The organism is Streptomyces sp. Qhu_M48 (genome assembly GCF_051305195.1).
Taxonomy (GTDB): domain Bacteria; phylum Actinomycetota; class Actinomycetes; order Streptomycetales; family Streptomycetaceae; genus Streptomyces.
In genome coordinates this window covers 7,843,634-7,859,682 of the sequence record NZ_CP195432.1, presented here as the reverse complement: position 1 = coordinate 7,859,682, position 16,049 = coordinate 7,843,634, and the positions used below count along the sequence as shown (strand labels likewise).

Here is a 16,049-nt window from a genome sequence, read left to right as displayed (position 1 = left end):
GTCGAACGGTCCCGGCTGGGCGGCGGGGGCATGGTGTTTCACGTGAAACGTCGCTCACTGCTGCAGGGGATCATCAGCCGCGGTCGCGCGGCTGCCGCGCCCCGGGACCGTCGACCCCGTGTGAATCCACCCGCGAGGGTTACGGAGATGTCCACAGAGGTGGATTCACCCACAGAACCACCGGCCTCGCTGGTTCACGACCCCGAAAGCATGGCAGGCTCTTCCCATCCCGAGCCTGAAGCCGAGGAGAGTGAATCCTTGCGGTCCGACGCCAACATCGCGGGACCGATGACCGATCCGGTCCCCGGTCCCCGAACCGAATCGGTCGGGGAGGATGTTTCACGTGAAACACCGCCCCCGATGGACGACACCCCCATTGGTCGTGCTGCCCAGCTGGCAGTAGAGGCCCTGGGTCGTGCCGGTGAGGGACTTCCCCGCCCGGCTCAGACTCGCGTGATGGTGGTTGCCAATCAGAAGGGCGGCGTGGGCAAGACGACCACGACGGTCAACCTCGCCGCCTCCCTCGCCCTGCACGGTGCTCGGGTCCTGGTCATCGACCTGGACCCACAGGGCAACGCCTCCACCGCGCTCGGCATCGACCACCACGCCGAGGTCCCCTCGATCTACGACGTCCTCGTGGACAGCCGGCCGCTCTCCGAAGTGGTGCAGCCCGTCATGGACGTCGAGGGCCTCTTCTGCGCCCCCGCCACCATCGACCTTGCCGGTGCGGAGATCGAGCTGGTCTCGCTGGTGGCCCGTGAGAGCCGCCTGCAGCGCGCGATCCAGGCCTACGAGCAGCCGCTCGACTACATCCTGATCGACTGCCCGCCCTCGCTGGGTCTCCTCACGGTCAACGCCATGGTGGCCGGAGCCGAGGTACTGATCCCGATCCAGTGCGAGTACTACGCGCTGGAGGGGCTCGGACAGCTTCTGCGGAACGTTGACCTGGTACGGGGACACCTCAACCCCGCGCTCCACGTTTCGACGATCCTGCTCACCATGTACGACGGACGGACGAGGCTCGCCTCGCAGGTCGCCGACGAGGTGCGCACCCACTTCGCCGAGGAGGTGCTGCGGACCAGCATTCCGAGGTCCGTCCGCATCTCCGAGGCGCCCAGCTACGGGCAGACGGTCCTCACCTACGACCCGGGCTCCAGTGGTGCGCTGTCGTATCTCGAAGCGGCCCGAGAGATCGCCCTGCGGGGGGCCGCCGTGCACTACGACCCGCAGCACGCCCATGTAGGGCACCCGAACAACCAGCACCAGCGCAGCATGTCGGAGGGGATCCAGTGAGCGAGCGACGTAGGGGACTGGGGCGTGGGCTCGGTGCGCTGATCCCCGCTGCTCCCCAGGAGCGGCAGGCCTCGGCGGCCGGCGTAGGGGCGGGCCTGGCCTCTTCCGGCGCGGTACCTCCCCGGGGCTCCGACCGTGGGGTGGCCGCAGCGAAGCTGGCGACGCTCCCGCAGAGCGCGCAGTCCCCGGAGTCCGCGCCGTCGCGGACCGAGGCCGCGATCCTGCCGGAGCCCCCGGTCGGGGCGTATTTCACGGAGCTTCCGCTCGCGGCCATCGTGCCCAACCGGCACCAGCCCCGTGAGATCTTCGACGAGGACGCCCTGGCGGAGCTTGTCGCCTCCATCAAGGAGGTCGGCCTGCTGCAGCCCGTGGTGGTGCGCAAGATCGATGACGAGCGCTACGAGCTCGTCATGGGCGAGCGTCGCCTGCGGGCCTCCAAGGAGGCAGGGCTCCAGCGGATCCCCGCGATCGTCCGGGAGACGGACGACGAGAAGATGCTCCTGGACGCGCTCCTGGAGAACCTCCACCGTGCCCAGCTGAACGCGATCGAAGAGGCTCACGCCTACGAGCAGCTGCTCAAGGACTTCGGCTGCACCCATGACCAGCTCGCGGAGCGGATCGGGCGTTCCCGCCCGCAGATCACCAACACGCTGCGTCTCCTGCACCTCTCGCCGTCCGTGCAGCAGCGGGTCGCCGCCGGAGTGCTGTCCGCCGGTCACGCCCGGGCCCTGCTCGGTGTGGACGACTCGGAGGCCCAGGACAAGCTGGCCTACCGGATCGTCTCGGAAGGCCTCTCGGTGCGTTCCGTCGAGGAGATCGTGAGGATCATGGGATCCGAGGAGCCCGCCGGTGCGGTCAAGCCGAAGGGCCCGCGTGCGGGCGGACGCGTCTCGCCCGCGCTCACGGACCTCGCCTCCCGGCTCTCCGACCGCTTCGAGACCCGGGTGAAGGTGGACCTGGGGCAGAAGAAGGGCAAGATCGTCGTCGAGTTCGCCTCGATGGAAGATCTGGAGCGGATCCTGTCGACCCTGGCTCCCGGCGAGGGACGGGTCATGGACCAGAAGAACGCCGAACAGGACACGGAAGCCTGACCCCTTCCGCTCCTGAGGCCGCCGAGGGCGGGCCGTGCTCCGGTTTTCACCGGAACGCGGTCCGCCCTTTGCCTGTGAGCGGTGTCGTCCCGATGGGCCGATCGATACGATTCCAGGAGGCGTATCCATGCTCGGTGGCGAGGGAAGTGAGGAGCGGCTGTGGGGCGTCGGCTCGTACCGCTCACGCTGGACAACCTGCCGGACCTGCCCAAGCGGTGTCGCTCCTGCGTCTTCTGGGAGCTGGACCCGGTCAGCGGAGAAGCCGCGGTGAAGGCAGGGCGTTCGGAGCCGGAGAAGGAGGCCTGGATCTCGGGCGTCCTTCTGGAGTGGGGTTCGTGCGGCCGGGTGGTCTATGTGGACGACGTGCCGGTCGGCTACGTTCTCTACGCTCCCCCGGCCTATGTACCGCGTTCGACGGCCTTCCCGACGAGCCCTGTGGCCGCCGACGCCGCGCAGTTGATGACGGCGTGGATCATGCCCGGCTATCAGGGGCAGGGGCTCGGCCGGATGGTCGTGCAGACCGTCGCCAAGGATCTGCTGCGGAGAGGCTTCAAGGCCATTGAGGCGTTCGGAGACGCCCGGTGGAAGGAGCCGGCCTGTGTGCTGCCGGCCGACCATCTGCTCGCGGTGGGCTTCAAGACGGTGCGCCCGCACCCGGCCTTTCCGCGGCTGCGCCTTGAGCTCCGGACGACGCTCTCCTGGAAGGAGGACGTCGAGCTGGCCCTGGACCGGCTCCTCGGCGCCGTACAGAAGGAGCCGGCCCTGAGGCCGCTCTGACGTCTGGACACAAGAACGGCCCGCCCCGTGGAGGGGCGGGCCGTTTCTGTTTCACGTGAAACGCTGCTGCTGTTTCACGTGAAACACGAGGCGATCGTCAGGCCTTGGTCGCCTCGACGAAGCCCTCCAGGTCGCGGAGGATGGCGGCCTTGGGCTTGGCGCCGACGATCGTCTTCACGACCTCGCCGCCCTGGTAGACGTTCAGCGTCGGGATGGACATGACGCCGTACTTGGCAGCCGTGGCCGGGTTCTCGTCGATGTTGAGCTTCACGACCTCGATCTCGCCGTGCTCCGCGGCAATGGCCTCGAGGGACGGGGCGATCTGGCGGCACGGGCCGCACCACGCCGCCCAGAAGTCCACCAGGACGGGCTTGTCGCTCTTGAGGACGTCGTCTTCGAAGGAAGCGTCGGTCACAGTCTTCAGGGCCACAGCGGCCTCCTTGATCTCGCGGGGTGTGGGGTGAGGAGAGACGTGGGTCAGACCGCGGGGGTCTCGGCCAGCTTCTCGCTGTCGGCGAGGGCGGCCAGGAAGCGCTCGGCGTCGAGCGCGGCGGAGCAGCCGGTACCGGCGGCCGTGATGGCCTGGCGGTAGGTGTGGTCGACGACGTCGCCGGCAGCGAAGACACCCGTGAGGTTGGTACGCGTCGACGGGGCGGCCACCTTGAGGTAGCCCTCCTCGTCGAGGTCCAGCTGCCCCTTGAAGAGCTCGGTCCGCGGGTCGTGGCCCACGGCGATGAAGAGGCCGGTGACGGGCAGCTGACGGGTCTCGCCGGTCTTCGTGTCGCGCAGGGTCAGGCCGCTGAGCTTCTGCTCACCGTGGATCTCGGTGACCTCGCTGTCCCAGGCGAAGGAGATCTTCGGGTCGGCGAAGGCGCGCTCCTGCATGGCCTTCGAGGCGCGGAGGCTGTCCCGGCGGTGGACGATCGTGACGGACTTGGCGAAGCGCGAGAGGAAGGTGGCCTCCTCGATCGCGGTGTCGCCGCCGCCGACGACGGCGATGTCCTGGTCCTTGAAGAAGAACCCGTCGCAGGTGGCGCACCAGGAGACACCGCGGCCGGAGAGCGTGTCCTCGTTCGGGAGGCCGAGCTTGCGGTGCTGGGAGCCGGTGGTGACGATGACGGCCTTGGCGCGGTGCACGGTGCCGGCGGTGTCGGTGACGGTCTTGATGTCGCCGGTCAGGTCCACCGAGATGACGTCGTCGGGGACCAGCTCGGCGCCGAAGCGCTCGGCCTGGGCACGCATGTTGTCCATCAGGTCCGGGCCCATGATGCCGTCACGGAAGCCGGGGAAGTTCTCGACCTCGGTCGTGTTCATCAGGGCGCCACCGGCGGTGACGGCACCTTCGAAGACCAGGGGGTTCAGCGACGCTCGGGCGGTGTAGAGCGCAGCGGTGTAACCCGCGGGCCCGGAGCCGATAATGATCACGTTACGGACGTCGCTCACGGGTTTCTTCCTCGTCTCTGCAGACTGCCACTGCCTACGGGGGCGGTCGTCTCGGTCACTCTCACCCCACCCAACGGATCCTAAGGGGCGTACATTCCCGAAACCGCCGCGCGGCGCCGTGGCCGGACGGGAAGGGGGTCAGGAGCGTGGGTAGGTCTCACTGAACAGGAGAGTGGCGGCCGGGCTTTCGCTGCCCGTGCCCTTGTCCGCGCAGGAGGCGTCGAGCACATAGGCCTGGACCCGGGTGCCGTCCGCCGGATCGGTCAGGACGAGCAGATAAGCGGGTGCTCCCCGGTACTCGCCGCGCTCGTGACCGAGCACCGCGTCGGTGCGGCCCGTACCGGCGAGGACACAGCTGGGGACGGCTGCCGCGTCTCTGCTCCGCTGGGTGGGCGTGCTCGCCTCGGCGGACATCGACTCCGGTCCGATTCCCCGGGGCGTTCTGGCGGTGCTTCCCTCGGTGAGGAGAGCCTGGACCCGGTCCTCGACCGGTGCACCGGAGAAGGGGCTGAGGGCCGCCCCGGCAGCGGTGTCGGCCTTCTGGGTCTCGGCAGTGCCACCGTCCGCGGTCAGGTTGCCCGCCTGGCTCAGGTAGAGGCTCGTTCCGAGGACCACCGCGCCGAAGGCGGCACCGAGAGTGGAGAGCAGAGCGATCCTGCGGCGGCGAGGCCTCCCGGCCCGGCCGGGGCCCGCAGTGGCGCTGGGCCGACCGGCAGGGCGATCCGCGACCTGCTTGGGCGGGGTGCGGGGAACCCTCTCGGACGGGGTGCGGGATGTTTCACGTGAAACAGGGGTGTCGCTCTCCGGCGTGGTGGCGGCGAGGAGGGCTTCGGCGGCGAGGGCGGCGTCGATCCGGCCGGCGATCTCCGCGGGCATGCGGGGCGGTCCGGGGAGGGTGCCGAGGAGGCCGCGGATCTCCTCCAGCGAGGACCGGACGTCCGCACAGAGGGAACAGCCGTCCACGTGCCGACGGACGTCGGCGGAGCGGGTCGGCGAGAGGAGCCCCTCGGTCAGATCGGAGATCTCCGAGACGTCCGGGTGCTGTGTGGTGTTGGCCTTGCCGGCCGTGGAAGTCACGTGCGCCCACCTCCGCCCTTCACAGCGGCTGGATCAGTCGGTCCGGTATCCGTCGGTCCCGGCACCGGTGGGACGGATGCCCCCGGCGTCCGGTTCCTTCCCCCGTCGGAGGCCTCGTTACCCGCGGTGTCGGCGCGCAGATGAGTGACCATCGGAAGCAGTCGTGCCCGCCCGCGCGCGCAGCGGCTCTTCACGGTGCCGGTGGGAACGCCGAGGATACGGGCCGCCTCCGCGACCCGGTATCCCTGCATGTCCACCAGGACGAGGGCGGCGCGCTGATCGGCGGGGATCTCGGCGAGGGCGGCGAGGACCTCGCGGTGGAGGTCCTGGCGCTCCACGGGTGCTTCGGCCGACTCGTGGGGATCGAGGAGCTGCTCGAAGCGGTCGGTGTCATCGACGGGCGAGGTCCTGCGGGAGGCCGTCTTGCGCGCACGGTCGAGGCAGGCGTTCACCGTGATGCGGTGAAGCCAGGTGGTGACGGCCGACTGACCGCGGAAGGTGTGGGCGGCCCGGAAGGCCGAGATGAGGGCGTCCTGGACGGCGTCAGCGGCCTCCTCGCGGTCCCCCAGGGTGCGCAGGGCCACGGCCCACAGCCGGTCGCGGTGGCGCCGCACGAGCTCACCGAAGGCGTCGGGGTCCCCGGCGACATGACGGGCCAGAAGGTCGTCGTCCGTCGCGGTCCGGGGATCGTCAGCCGCTGGTGCCACGGTTCCCCTCCTCGCTCGGCAGCCGTGCAGGCATTCAATCCGGTCCGTGCCCGGAAGTAAATGAGCGCCGAGCTGGGCTCGGCGCTCATCAACGGTGTGTTCGGTGGCTAGGGAGTGGTCCCCTGGAATGACAGGTTCGTGATGGCCTGCTTGAAGCCGGCCCCGAAGTACTGGTCACCGCTGGAGTACGGCACCGAGGTCATCCAGAGGAGCACGTAGCGGGTCTTGACCGGTGTCGTGGTCTCCGGCTTGGCCGTGGAGTCCGAGGTCTCGACCGTGGCGATCTTCTTCATGGAGTCCAGGCCACCGGAGGGCGACAACGAGTCCGCCGCGTACAGGGTGATCGCGGTGTTCGGCCCGCTGTAGCGGAGCCCTATGGAGGCGGACGAGACGTTCTGCTCGCTCCCGAGGTCGTAGACGATCCCGACGCCCTGCTTGTACGGCGCCAGGACAGGGCCGCCGACGAAGGTCTTGGTGCGCCAGTACGAGGAGCTGTCGCTGTCGTAGGTGTTGCCGACACCGTCGGGGTTCTGCGGCAGACCGTCGGGGGCGTACTCCTCGGCCGACCGGATCGTGAGCGGCTTGGGCGGCTCGGGCTTCTCGTCGTCGACTGTCGGTGCGATGTCGGTCGGCTTGGTCGTGTTGTCCTTGCCGAGGAGCCGGTCCGCGATCTGCCAGCTGCCGAGGCCGAGGGCGGCGATGAGGAGGGCCGAGACGGTCCACTTCAGCACCTTGCCGGTGCGACTCTGCAGCGGAGGCGGCGGGACGACCACCGGCTGGGTGACCGCCGGGTGCGACTGGGGACGCCCGTACGAGCCCTGCTGGTAGGTCGTGCGCTGGTACTCCGGCGGCGCGGCGAACTCCGGCTCAGGCGGCTTCACCCGGGGCATCGCGGCCACGGCCTTGGCCAGCTCGTCGGGAGTGGTGCAGGGCGGCTCCTGGCGCGACGCGGTGGCCCCGTCGTTCGCCAGGGCGCGCATGGCGATCTCCGAGAGGCCCCGGTGGACGCCGGCGCGTACCTGGTCGGGGGGGAGGAGTCCGACTCCCTTGGGGAGCCCGGAGAGGCCGTAGGCGTCGCTGTCGTACGGCCAGCGCTGGGTGAGCGAGGCGTACAGGAGGGCGCCGATGGCCTCGGTGTCGCTGCGCTGCGGACGTTCGGCGGTGATGCCGCGCAGGGCGGCGTTCACGGCCAGGCCGCGGATCCGGTACTGGCCGGTGGAGCTGCGCAGGACGGCGCTCGGCGTGAGCCGGAGATGGGCGAGGCCTTCGCGGTGCGCGGCGGCCATGGCCTGGGAGACCTGGCTGACGAGCTGATAGGCGTCGTGGGGCTCCAGCGGGCCGGCCGCGAGCAGCGTGGTCAGTTCGGTGGAGTCGGGCAGCCACTCGTGCACGACGTATACGAGGTCGTTCTCCTCGACGGCATCGAGGACCTGCACGAAGCGCGGGTCACCGAGGAGTGCCGAGGAGCGCGCCGCGGCCAGGACCGAACGGGCCCTGGGATGGTCGGCGGGCAGCAGGTGGACCCCGACGGCACGCCGAAGTTTCTCGTCGACGGCCCTCCAGCTGCTGAAGCCGTCCAGACGGGTGACGCACTCCTCCAGCCGGTACCGCCTGGCCAGCTTGTGGCCGCTGTGCAGCTCCGGAGCCGTGATGGAGGGCTGTTCGCCGCTCTGTCGTTCGACCGCCTTCTTCTCCGTGGCCTCGGCGGACGTGTCCGCCGCCTTCTGCTTGTCCGCCACCCCGTCGGTCGCGGCCGTACCCGCCTTGGCGGTCAGCGGGTCGCCACCGCTGTTGTCGGCCACGTCGACGGCAGCCGTGCTACGTTCCGCCACCGTCGTTCCTGCCTCCCCATCCGTTGCGCCACATCCAACAGCCAAGCCAATTGTGCCCACAGTCGGACGCTATGCACGACACGCGGTTCCCCCCGATGGTTGTGCGGGGCCCGTCGGTTCAGCGTCCCAGACGTCCGCGCACCATGCCGACCAGGGTGTTCAGCTCCGTGATCCGCATGCGCTTGGCCGCGACGAAGAAGACACCGAGGAGGGCCGCTCCGCCGACGAGCAGGGCGACGAGCGAGCCCAACGCCCCCTCGCCGAGGAGCTTCAGCAGGCCGAAGCCGACCGCGCCGGAGACGATCGCGGCAGGGACGGAGGCCATGCAGAGGCGCGCGTAGGTCCGCAGGACGTGGGTGCCGTCGAGGTCGCCGCCCAGCACCTTGCGGAGGCGGCGCCACGCGATGCCGACACCGACGGCGTAGGCGAGCCCGTACGAGGCGGCCATGCCGACGACGGCCCACTGGGCGGGCAGGACGATGTAACAGATCGTCGAGGCGGCCGCGTTGACGGCGGCGACGATGACGGTGTTGTAGAAGGGCGTCCGGGTGTCCTCGTAGGCGTAGAAGCCGCGGAGGACGACGTACTGGACGGAGTAGGGGATCAGTCCGAGGCCGAAGGCCATCAGGATGAAGCCCATGCCCTGGGCTGCTTCGATGCCGCTGGAGGCGTAGAGCAGAGTGCACATCGGTACGCCGAGCGCCAGGAAGGCGAAGGAGACCGGGACGATCGCGACCGCCGAGTTACGCAGCCCCTGCGAGATGTCGTCCCGGACGGCGCCCGGGTCGTTGTCGTGGGCGGCGCGGGAGATCCGCGGCAGCAGCGCGGCCATGACGGAGACCGTGATGATGGCCTGCGGCATGCCCCAGATCAGCTGGGCGTTCGAGTAGGCGAGGAAGCCGGCACCGTTCTTCCCGGACTCCTCACCGGCGGCCGTGGCGAGCTGGGTGACGACCAGGACGCCCGCCTGGTTGGCGAGGACGAAGAGAACGGTCCACTTGGCGAGCTTGACCGTCTTGCCGAGTCCGTGGCCCTTCCAGTCGAAGCGGGGGCGGAAGCGGAAGCCGGTCTCACGCAGGTACGGGATCATCGCCAGGGCCTGGACGACGAGTCCGAGCAGCGTGCCGATGCCGAGCAGGCGGATGCCGTCGTCCGGGATGGTCTGCACACCCATGTGGGACTCGGCGGAGGTGCCGTAGACCCAGATGAACAGGCCGAAGGTGACGATCATGACGATGTTGTTGAGGACCGGGGTCCACATCATCGCGCCGAACTTGCCGCGGGCGTTGAGGATCTGACCCATCACCACGTGCACACCCATGAAGAAGATCGTGGGCAGGCAGTAGCGGGCGAAGGTGACGGCCACGCTGTTGGCAGCGGCGTCGTCGGCGATGGTGTTCGACATCAGCCGGATCAGCACGGGCGCCGCGAAGACGGCGAGGACCACGATCGCGCCGAGCGCCACCATGACCAGGGTGAGCAGACGGTTGGCGTAGGCCTCGCCGCCGTCCTCGTCGTTCTTCATCGAGCGGACGAGCTGCGGGACGAAGACCGAGTTGAGGCCGCCGCCGACGGTGAGGATGTAGATCATCGTCGGCAGGGTGTAGGCGATGGTGAAGGTGTCACCGAGCAGCGCCGCACCGAGGGCGCCGGTGATCACCAGGCTGCGGACGAAGCCGGTGAGCCGGGAGACCAGGGTGCCGGCCGCCATCACCGCGCTCGACTTCAGGAGCCCGGAGGCGCGGCCGGACTTCTTCGGGGCGGGGGCGGGCATGGGGTCCGGCTCCGGAGCGGGCGGGGGTACCTGGCCGGGCGTCTGCTGGTCCCGGTAGAGGTGGGCGAAGGCGTCCGTCTCGGGCTGCTCCTCGCCGGCGCGGGTGACGAGGTCGTCGACGCCGGTGAACTGGACCGTGCGCGCGTCGTCGCCGTACGGCAGGTGGCGCGAGGGGCCGTCGGGCTCCGGCGCCGGGGTCTGGGCCCACACCCGCGGGTCGGGAGCGTGCTGGGGCGTCGCGGGCTGCTGGTAGAGCGGCTGCGGGTCCGGGTAGGTGCCGGGCGGGGGCGGCGGGTGCGCGGCGCGGTCGTAGAGCGCCTCGGTCACCGGGTCCTGCGCGGACAGGTCCTGGGCCCGGTACGGGTCATGGGTGTAGGCGTCCTGGACGTAGGGGTCCTGGACGTACGGGTTCTGCGTGTAGGGGTCCTGTGCGTAGGGGTCCTGGCCGTGCGTACCAGGGGCGCCCTGCTGCGGGGGCGGCACCGGCGGGTAGCCGGAGCCGGAGGGTGCCGCGGGCGTCCCACCGGACGGCGCGGTGCCGCCCGCACCCTGGCCGCGGTCACCGTCATACGGCGCGTTCATGGTTACCCCACCTCATCGTCCCCGGCCGACCGGCCACGACATCGCTCAACGGTCCACTTTCTCACCCGCGCCCGACGGGTCGCCGCTTCCGCGCCCGGTGTCCGGGGTCGGGTCACTCGGCTGCTCGGGTTCGCCCCCGTCGGGCTCCTCCGTGGGCACCTCGGCCTCCGTCCCCGGCTCCGCGTCCGTCTCCGCCGCGTCCGCCGCGTCCGCCGCGGTCTCCGCCTCCACCGCTTCGGCCTCGGCGTTCCGGGCGGCCACCCGCTTGCGAGCGCTGTACATCCGCACACCGGCCAGGACGAGGAGGAGGACTCCACCCGCGATCACGAGCATCACCGTGGCGGTGATCTCGGAGACCTTCACGGTGAAGGTCATCGGCTGACCGTACGGGGTGCCGTCCTCGGTGTAGAGCTGAGCCGTCATCGGCACCTGGCCGTTGACGCTGGCGGACGCGTTGAACTTCACCGACTGGCTGTGGCCGCCGCTGATCTTCACGGGCAGCTCGGCGCTCGCCTCGCCGTTCAGGTTCAGTCGGCTCTTGTTGCTGGAGGTGAGCCGCAGCACGAGGTGCACGTCCTGCAGCAGCTTGTTCTGGACGGTCACGGGGATCGTCGCGCTGCGGCCCGAGAGCGTGAGGTCGGACTTGTCGACCAGCTGGACGCCCTCGGTGAGAGTCTGCAGGTACTCCAGGACGTTGATCCGGTAGAGCGCGGCGGCTCTGGCCTGCCCCCGCCACGAGGTCGACATCTCACGGTTGATCGCGTTGCCGAACGGGGTGACGACCCGGTCCTCGGAGGAGAGGATGACCTTGAAGTCGTCCAGCTCGTCCCGGGTGGTCTTCATGTCGCGGAAGGCCTGGACCGGAAGTTCCCGGTCGCGCAGCTTCTTCGGGTAGCGCGAGCTGCTGGGCACCGCGGTGGAGGCGTCCGGGTCCGGCTTGGCCTTGGCGGCCGCCAGGAGGTCGATCGGCTGGCTCCAGCGACGTCCGGAAAGGCCGTGCAGGGCGGTCGCCATGGTCTGCGCCTGGGCGACGGTGGGCACGCGCTGGGGGGCCACCACGATGCTGCGCTGGTCCTCGGGCTGCTCCAGGGTGACCGCGAGCGACTGCGAGAGGAACTCCTGGACGGCGAGCGTGGAGTTCTCCGCGCGGACCATGTCGCCCTCGAAGGCGGTGGACAGAAGCGCGTCGCTCACCACGGCCGTGGTGTTGCCGTTCCCCAGCGGACGTGCCGCCGTGGGCGTGTAGGCGAGGTCGTCGCGGACGCTGTCGCTGCGGGCGATCACCTTGTCGGCACCGGCCGAGGTCGCCACCGCCACGATGGAGGGGTCGACGGCCCCGTCGGCGGGCCAGGCGAAGTCCGTGGCGGGCTGGACGTGCAGGACGGTCTCGACCGTCATCGCCGCGAGGGCGGTCGCCGACTGGAGGTGTCCGAGCGAGCCGGGAACGTCCTTGCCGCGGTGGGCGAGGGAGGCGACGTCGGGGTCCGCGAAGGGCAGGGCCACGATCTTGCGGCCCTCGATCGCCTTCATCAGCGAGTTCAGCCAGTTCTCGGCGACGACCTGGTGCGGTCCGGGGACGTGCAGGGTGCCGTCCTTGACGCGGTAGCCGTTCGCCATGGCGTCGACGGAGGCCAGCAGATCCGGGTCGACCACCCAGGTGACCGGAAGGTCCTTGCCCAGCGAGACCATCTGGTCGAGCCGTCCGCCCGGCTTCAGCTCGGCCGCCAGGGCGTCGTCCTCGAAGACCGGGGTCTGCTGGTCGTCGGTCGCCGTCTCCGCCGAGATGTGCGACGAGGAGATCAGCGGCCAGAGGTAGGTGAGCTGGGTCTTCTTCTCGGTGGCCTCGGGCTGGTACGGCACGAAGGTGCGCTCGATGCCGAGCACCCGGTCGTAGCGCCGGTCCGAGGTCTGCCCGGTCAGGGAGACGCCCAGCTGGTAGACGCCCGCCTCGTCGAGTCCGAGTTCGGAGACCGGCACGGAGAGGGAGAAGTCGGCACTGAGGCCGGCGCCGAGCCGGGGGATCTCGACGGCCGGGGCCTCGTCGAGGGGCGCCGGGTCGCTGTCGCTCCGGTAGCCGGTGCGGCCCGTCACCTGCTCGATCTCGCTGCGGCTCGTCATCCGCGGCCCGACGCGCAGATCCACGGTCGCGTCGGTGATGGTCTTCTTGCCGCGGTTGGTCACCGTCCCGGTGACGGTGACGGTGTCCCCCTCGACCGGTGCGCTCGGAGCCAGCGTGTCGAGAGACACATCGACGGTCTTCGATCCGGTGGCGTCCTCGGCGGCCGACGCCGGGGACGTGGCGGCCGGGGCCTGGAGAAGCCCGGCGAGGAGCGGCGCGCCGACGGCGATGGTGATCGTGCGCCGCAGCCATCGGCGGGCAGGTGAGGGACCGGTTCCCTGGATGTCTGCCGCCTCGGCCACGCGTTCGCCCGTCCTCGTCGTTGTCGGTGATGCCAGCGGGGTAGGTGCTTCCCGGTTGCTGTGTCCAGGCATGGTAACGAGGCACGCTGGGAGCAAGTGCCGGGGACTGCTCCAGGTGATCTTCGACCGGTGGTCCGGCGGCGGTTCCCGGCGCCTGGGCCACGGGGAAAAACGGGGACGTCGCCGCGAGCCGGGGCACGTACCCTTTTCTGTTGTGCCGAACGCCAACGAAGACACCCCGACTGCACTGAGCCAGGTGCAACGCCGCGCGGTCAGTGAACTGCTGCGCGTGTCCCCTGTCGCCGACGACCTCGCCCGCCGTTTCCAGGAGGCCGGGTTCAGCCTCGCGCTGGTCGGCGGCTCGGTACGGGACGCCTTGCTCGGCCGGCTCGGCAACGACCTGGACTTCACCACCGACGCCCGCCCCGAGGACGTACTGAAGATCGTCCGTCCGTGGGCCGACGCCGTGTGGGAGGTCGGCATCGCCTTCGGAACGGTCGGCTGCCAGAAGGACGCCCGCGTCGGAGACGTCGATCAGCGCTTCCAGGTCGAGGTCACCACGTACCGCTCGGAGGCGTACGACCGGACCTCTCGCAAGCCCGAGGTCTCCTATGGCGACTCCATCGACCAGGACCTCGTCCGGCGTGACTTCACCGTCAACGCCATGGCCGTGGCGCTCCCCGAGAAGGAGTTCATCGACCCGTACGGCGGTCTTGAAGACCTCGCCGCCCGGGTGCTGCGCACGCCGGGTACGCCGGAGGAGTCCTTCTCTGACGACCCGCTGCGCATGATGCGCGCCGCGCGTTTCGCCGCTCAGCTGGACTTCGAGGTCGCCCCCGAGGTCGTCACGGCGATGAAGGGGATGTCCGGGCGGATCGAGATCGTCTCCGCCGAGCGGGTCCGTGACGAGCTCAACAAGCTGCTTCTCTCGGCCCACCCGCGGAAGGGCCTCGGGCTCCTCGTGGACACCGGTCTCGCCGACCACGTGCTCCCCGAGCTGCCCGCGCTGCGCCTGGAGAGTGACGAGCACCACCGCCACAAGGACGTCTACGAACACTCGCTGACCGTGCTCGACCAGGCGATCGACCTGGAGGAGGACGGCCCGGACCTGGTTCTGCGCATCGCCGCCCTGCTCCATGACATCGGCAAGCCGCGGACCCGTCGCTTCGAGAAGGACGGCCGGGTCTCCTTCCACCATCACGAGGTGGTGGGCGCGAAGATGACCAAGAAGCGCATGACCGAGCTCAAGTACTCCAACGAGATGATCAAGGACGTCTCGCAACTCGTGGAACTGCACCTCCGCTTCCACGGCTACGGGACCGGGGAGTGGACCGACTCGGCCGTGCGCCGTTATGTCCGCGACGCCGGGCCGATGCTCTCGCGTCTGCACAAGCTGACCCGCTCCGACTGCACCACCCGCAACAAGCGCAAGGCGAGCGCGCTCTCCCGTGCCTACGACGGGCTGGAGGACCGCATCGCCCAGCTCCAGGAGCAGGAGGAGCTGGACTCGATCCGTCCCGACCTCGACGGCAACCAGATCCAGGAGATCCTGGGCATCGGTCCCGGCCCTGCTATCGGACAGGCGTACAAGTTCCTGCTGGAGCTCCGGCTGGAGAACGGGCCGATGGAGCACGATCAGGCCGTGGGTGCGCTCAAGGAATGGTGGGCCGCGCAGGGCTGAGACAGGTCCGGGCGCCGGTGTTTCACGTGAAACACCGGCGCCCGCGACAGCGACGAGGGGTGGTGTTTCACGTGAAACATCACCCCTCGGTGCGTTCGCCGCGCAGTGCCAGCGCGATCCCCGCGTAGATCACGGCGACCAGCACGATCAGCAGGGTGGAGCGGCCGTCGGGCGGCAGCATCAGCGCCGCGACCCCCGCCGCGGCCACGAAGGCGACGTTGAACAGCACGTCGTAGAGCGCGAAGACCCGGCCTCGGTAGGCATCGTCCACGGACGTCTGCACCACGGTGTCGGTCGCGATCTTGGCCCCCTGGGTGGTGAGGCCGAGAACGAAGGCGGCGACGAGGAAGGGAGTGGGGGCGAAGGTCAGCCCGAGCATCGGTTCGAGCACGGCCGCGGTGGCCGCGCACACGGTCATCCAGCCGAAGGGGCCGAACCGCGCCACCGCCCAGGGGGAGAGCAGGGCCGCGGCGAAGAAGCCCGCGCCCGACGCGGCGACGGCGAGCCCGAGGAGCCCGAGGCCTTCGGACTCCGTGGAGCTCCAGGCGTAGCGGCAGAGCATGAGCACGGTGACGAGCAGGGCGCCGTAACAGAAGCGCATGAGGCCCACGGCGGCGAGAGCGCGGGCGGCGGGCCGTCGCTCGGCGAGGTGGCGCACTCCTGCGGCCAGGCCCCGAGCCGTGGAGGCCAGGGTTGAGCGGAGGCGCTGCGGCACGAGTTCCGGATCGGGCCCGAGGAGCTCCCGGGCCATCCGGAGCGAGGCGAGGGCGGCGCAGAGGTAGAGCACGGCTCCGAAGGCCACCACGGCGGCGTCCGACGAGCCGGCGATCAGCTGGATGCCGAACGCGAGGCCGCCGCCCAGGGTCGCGGCGAGGGTGCCGGCGGTGGGGGAGAGTGAGTTCGCCACGACGAGCCGTTCGGCGTCGACGACCCGTGGGAGCGAGGCGGAGAGCCCCGCGAGGACGAAGCGGTTGACGGCCGTGACGGAGAGCGCGGAGGCGTAGAAGAGCCACTCGGGGACGGAGGCGAGGACGAGTGCGGCGGTCCCGCCTGCGAGCAGGGCGCGCAGGAGGTTGCCGTACAGGAAGACCTGGCGTCGCTGCCAGCGGTCCAGCAGCACGCCGGCGAACGGCCCGACGAGCGAGTACGGGAGCAGGAGGACCGCCATGGCGGAGGCGATGGCGGTGGGCGAGGTCTGTTTCTCGGGGGAGAAGACGACGTACGTGGCGAGGGCCACCTGGTAGACGCCGTCGGCGCACTGCGACAGCAGCCGGACGGCGAGCAGGCGGCGGAAGTTCGTCAGGCGCAGGAGTACGCGCAGATCACGTACGACGGACATGCCCGCAAGACTCACATACGAAGAGGGCCCCC

The 16,049-nt window shown here is 70.1% G+C and carries 12 protein-coding genes; 4 read left to right on the top strand and 8 right to left on the bottom strand.

Annotated elements, in window-relative coordinates; translation table 11 throughout:
* Positions 1 to 210 precede the first annotated feature (210 nt).
* From ACRRSS_RS35465 to ACRRSS_RS35455, 3 genes are all read left to right on the top strand, one after another.
* On the top strand, positions 211 to 1,293 hold the full coding sequence (locus tag ACRRSS_RS35465; protein ID WP_435975508.1) for a ParA family protein: 1,083 nt from the start codon (positions 211 to 213) through the stop codon (positions 1,291 to 1,293).
* Positions 1,290 to 2,384 carry a ParB/RepB/Spo0J family partition protein gene (locus tag ACRRSS_RS35460; protein ID WP_435975055.1) on the top strand — a complete coding sequence of 365 codons (1,095 nt, stop codon included), beginning with the start codon at positions 1,290 to 1,292 and terminating at the stop codon, positions 2,382 to 2,384. The genes ACRRSS_RS35465 and ACRRSS_RS35460 overlap by 4 nt, the downstream gene beginning before the upstream one ends.
* A gap of 159 nt (positions 2,385 to 2,543) precedes the next feature.
* Entirely contained in the window at positions 2,544 to 3,161 is a 618-nt protein-coding gene (locus ACRRSS_RS35455) for a GNAT family N-acetyltransferase (RefSeq protein ID WP_435975054.1), read from the top strand.
* Between the two features lie 97 nt (positions 3,162 to 3,258).
* Here ACRRSS_RS35455 and trxA read toward each other — a convergent pair whose 3' ends face one another.
* The 7 genes from trxA to ACRRSS_RS35420 all read right to left on the bottom strand — a co-directional run bounded on the left by trxA (position 3,259) and on the right by ACRRSS_RS35420 (position 12,997).
* The gene (gene trxA, locus ACRRSS_RS35450) at positions 3,259 to 3,591 is read right to left on the bottom strand and encodes a thioredoxin (RefSeq protein ID WP_435975053.1); all 333 of its coding nucleotides are present in this window, start codon (positions 3,589 to 3,591) and stop codon (positions 3,259 to 3,261) included.
* Between the two features lie 47 nt (positions 3,592 to 3,638).
* Positions 3,639 to 4,604: a thioredoxin-disulfide reductase gene (trxB, locus tag ACRRSS_RS35445; protein WP_435975052.1), complete on the bottom strand. Its 966-nt coding sequence runs from the start codon at positions 4,602 to 4,604 to the stop codon at positions 3,639 to 3,641.
* Between the two features lie 138 nt (positions 4,605 to 4,742).
* The gene (locus ACRRSS_RS35440) at positions 4,743 to 5,681 is read right to left on the bottom strand and encodes a hypothetical protein (RefSeq protein WP_435975051.1); all 939 of its coding nucleotides are present in this window, start codon (positions 5,679 to 5,681) and stop codon (positions 4,743 to 4,745) included.
* Positions 5,678 to 6,388: an RNA polymerase sigma factor SigM gene (sigM, locus tag ACRRSS_RS35435; RefSeq protein WP_435975050.1), complete on the bottom strand. Its 711-nt coding sequence runs from the start codon at positions 6,386 to 6,388 to the stop codon at positions 5,678 to 5,680. Before sigM ends, ACRRSS_RS35440 begins: the two co-directional genes overlap by 4 nt.
* Positions 6,389 to 6,495: 107 nt before the next feature.
* Positions 6,496 to 8,220, bottom strand: coding sequence for a protein kinase family protein (locus ACRRSS_RS35430; protein ID WP_435975049.1), 1,725 nt, complete (start codon positions 8,218 to 8,220; stop codon positions 6,496 to 6,498).
* A gap of 118 nt (positions 8,221 to 8,338) precedes the next feature.
* Positions 8,339 to 10,576: a murein biosynthesis integral membrane protein MurJ gene (murJ, locus tag ACRRSS_RS35425; protein ID WP_435975048.1), complete on the bottom strand. Its 2,238-nt coding sequence runs from the start codon at positions 10,574 to 10,576 to the stop codon at positions 8,339 to 8,341.
* Positions 10,577 to 10,621: 45 nt separating this feature from the next.
* Complete coding sequence (locus ACRRSS_RS35420; protein ID WP_435975047.1) at positions 10,622 to 12,997, bottom strand: DUF6049 family protein; 2,376 nt, start codon at positions 12,995 to 12,997, stop codon at positions 10,622 to 10,624.
* Between the two features lie 214 nt (positions 12,998 to 13,211).
* Between ACRRSS_RS35420 and ACRRSS_RS35415 the strand changes: the two genes are divergently transcribed.
* On the top strand, positions 13,212 to 14,678 hold the full coding sequence (locus tag ACRRSS_RS35415; protein WP_435975046.1) for a CCA tRNA nucleotidyltransferase: 1,467 nt from the start codon (positions 13,212 to 13,214) through the stop codon (positions 14,676 to 14,678).
* 79 nt (positions 14,679 to 14,757) lie between these two features.
* On the opposite strand, the gene ACRRSS_RS35410 is transcribed toward ACRRSS_RS35415, so the two are convergent.
* A complete protein-coding gene (locus ACRRSS_RS35410) occupies positions 14,758 to 16,017 on the bottom strand; it encodes an MFS transporter (protein WP_435975045.1) in 1,260 nt (419 codons plus the stop codon).
* Positions 16,018 to 16,049 lie beyond the last annotated feature (32 nt).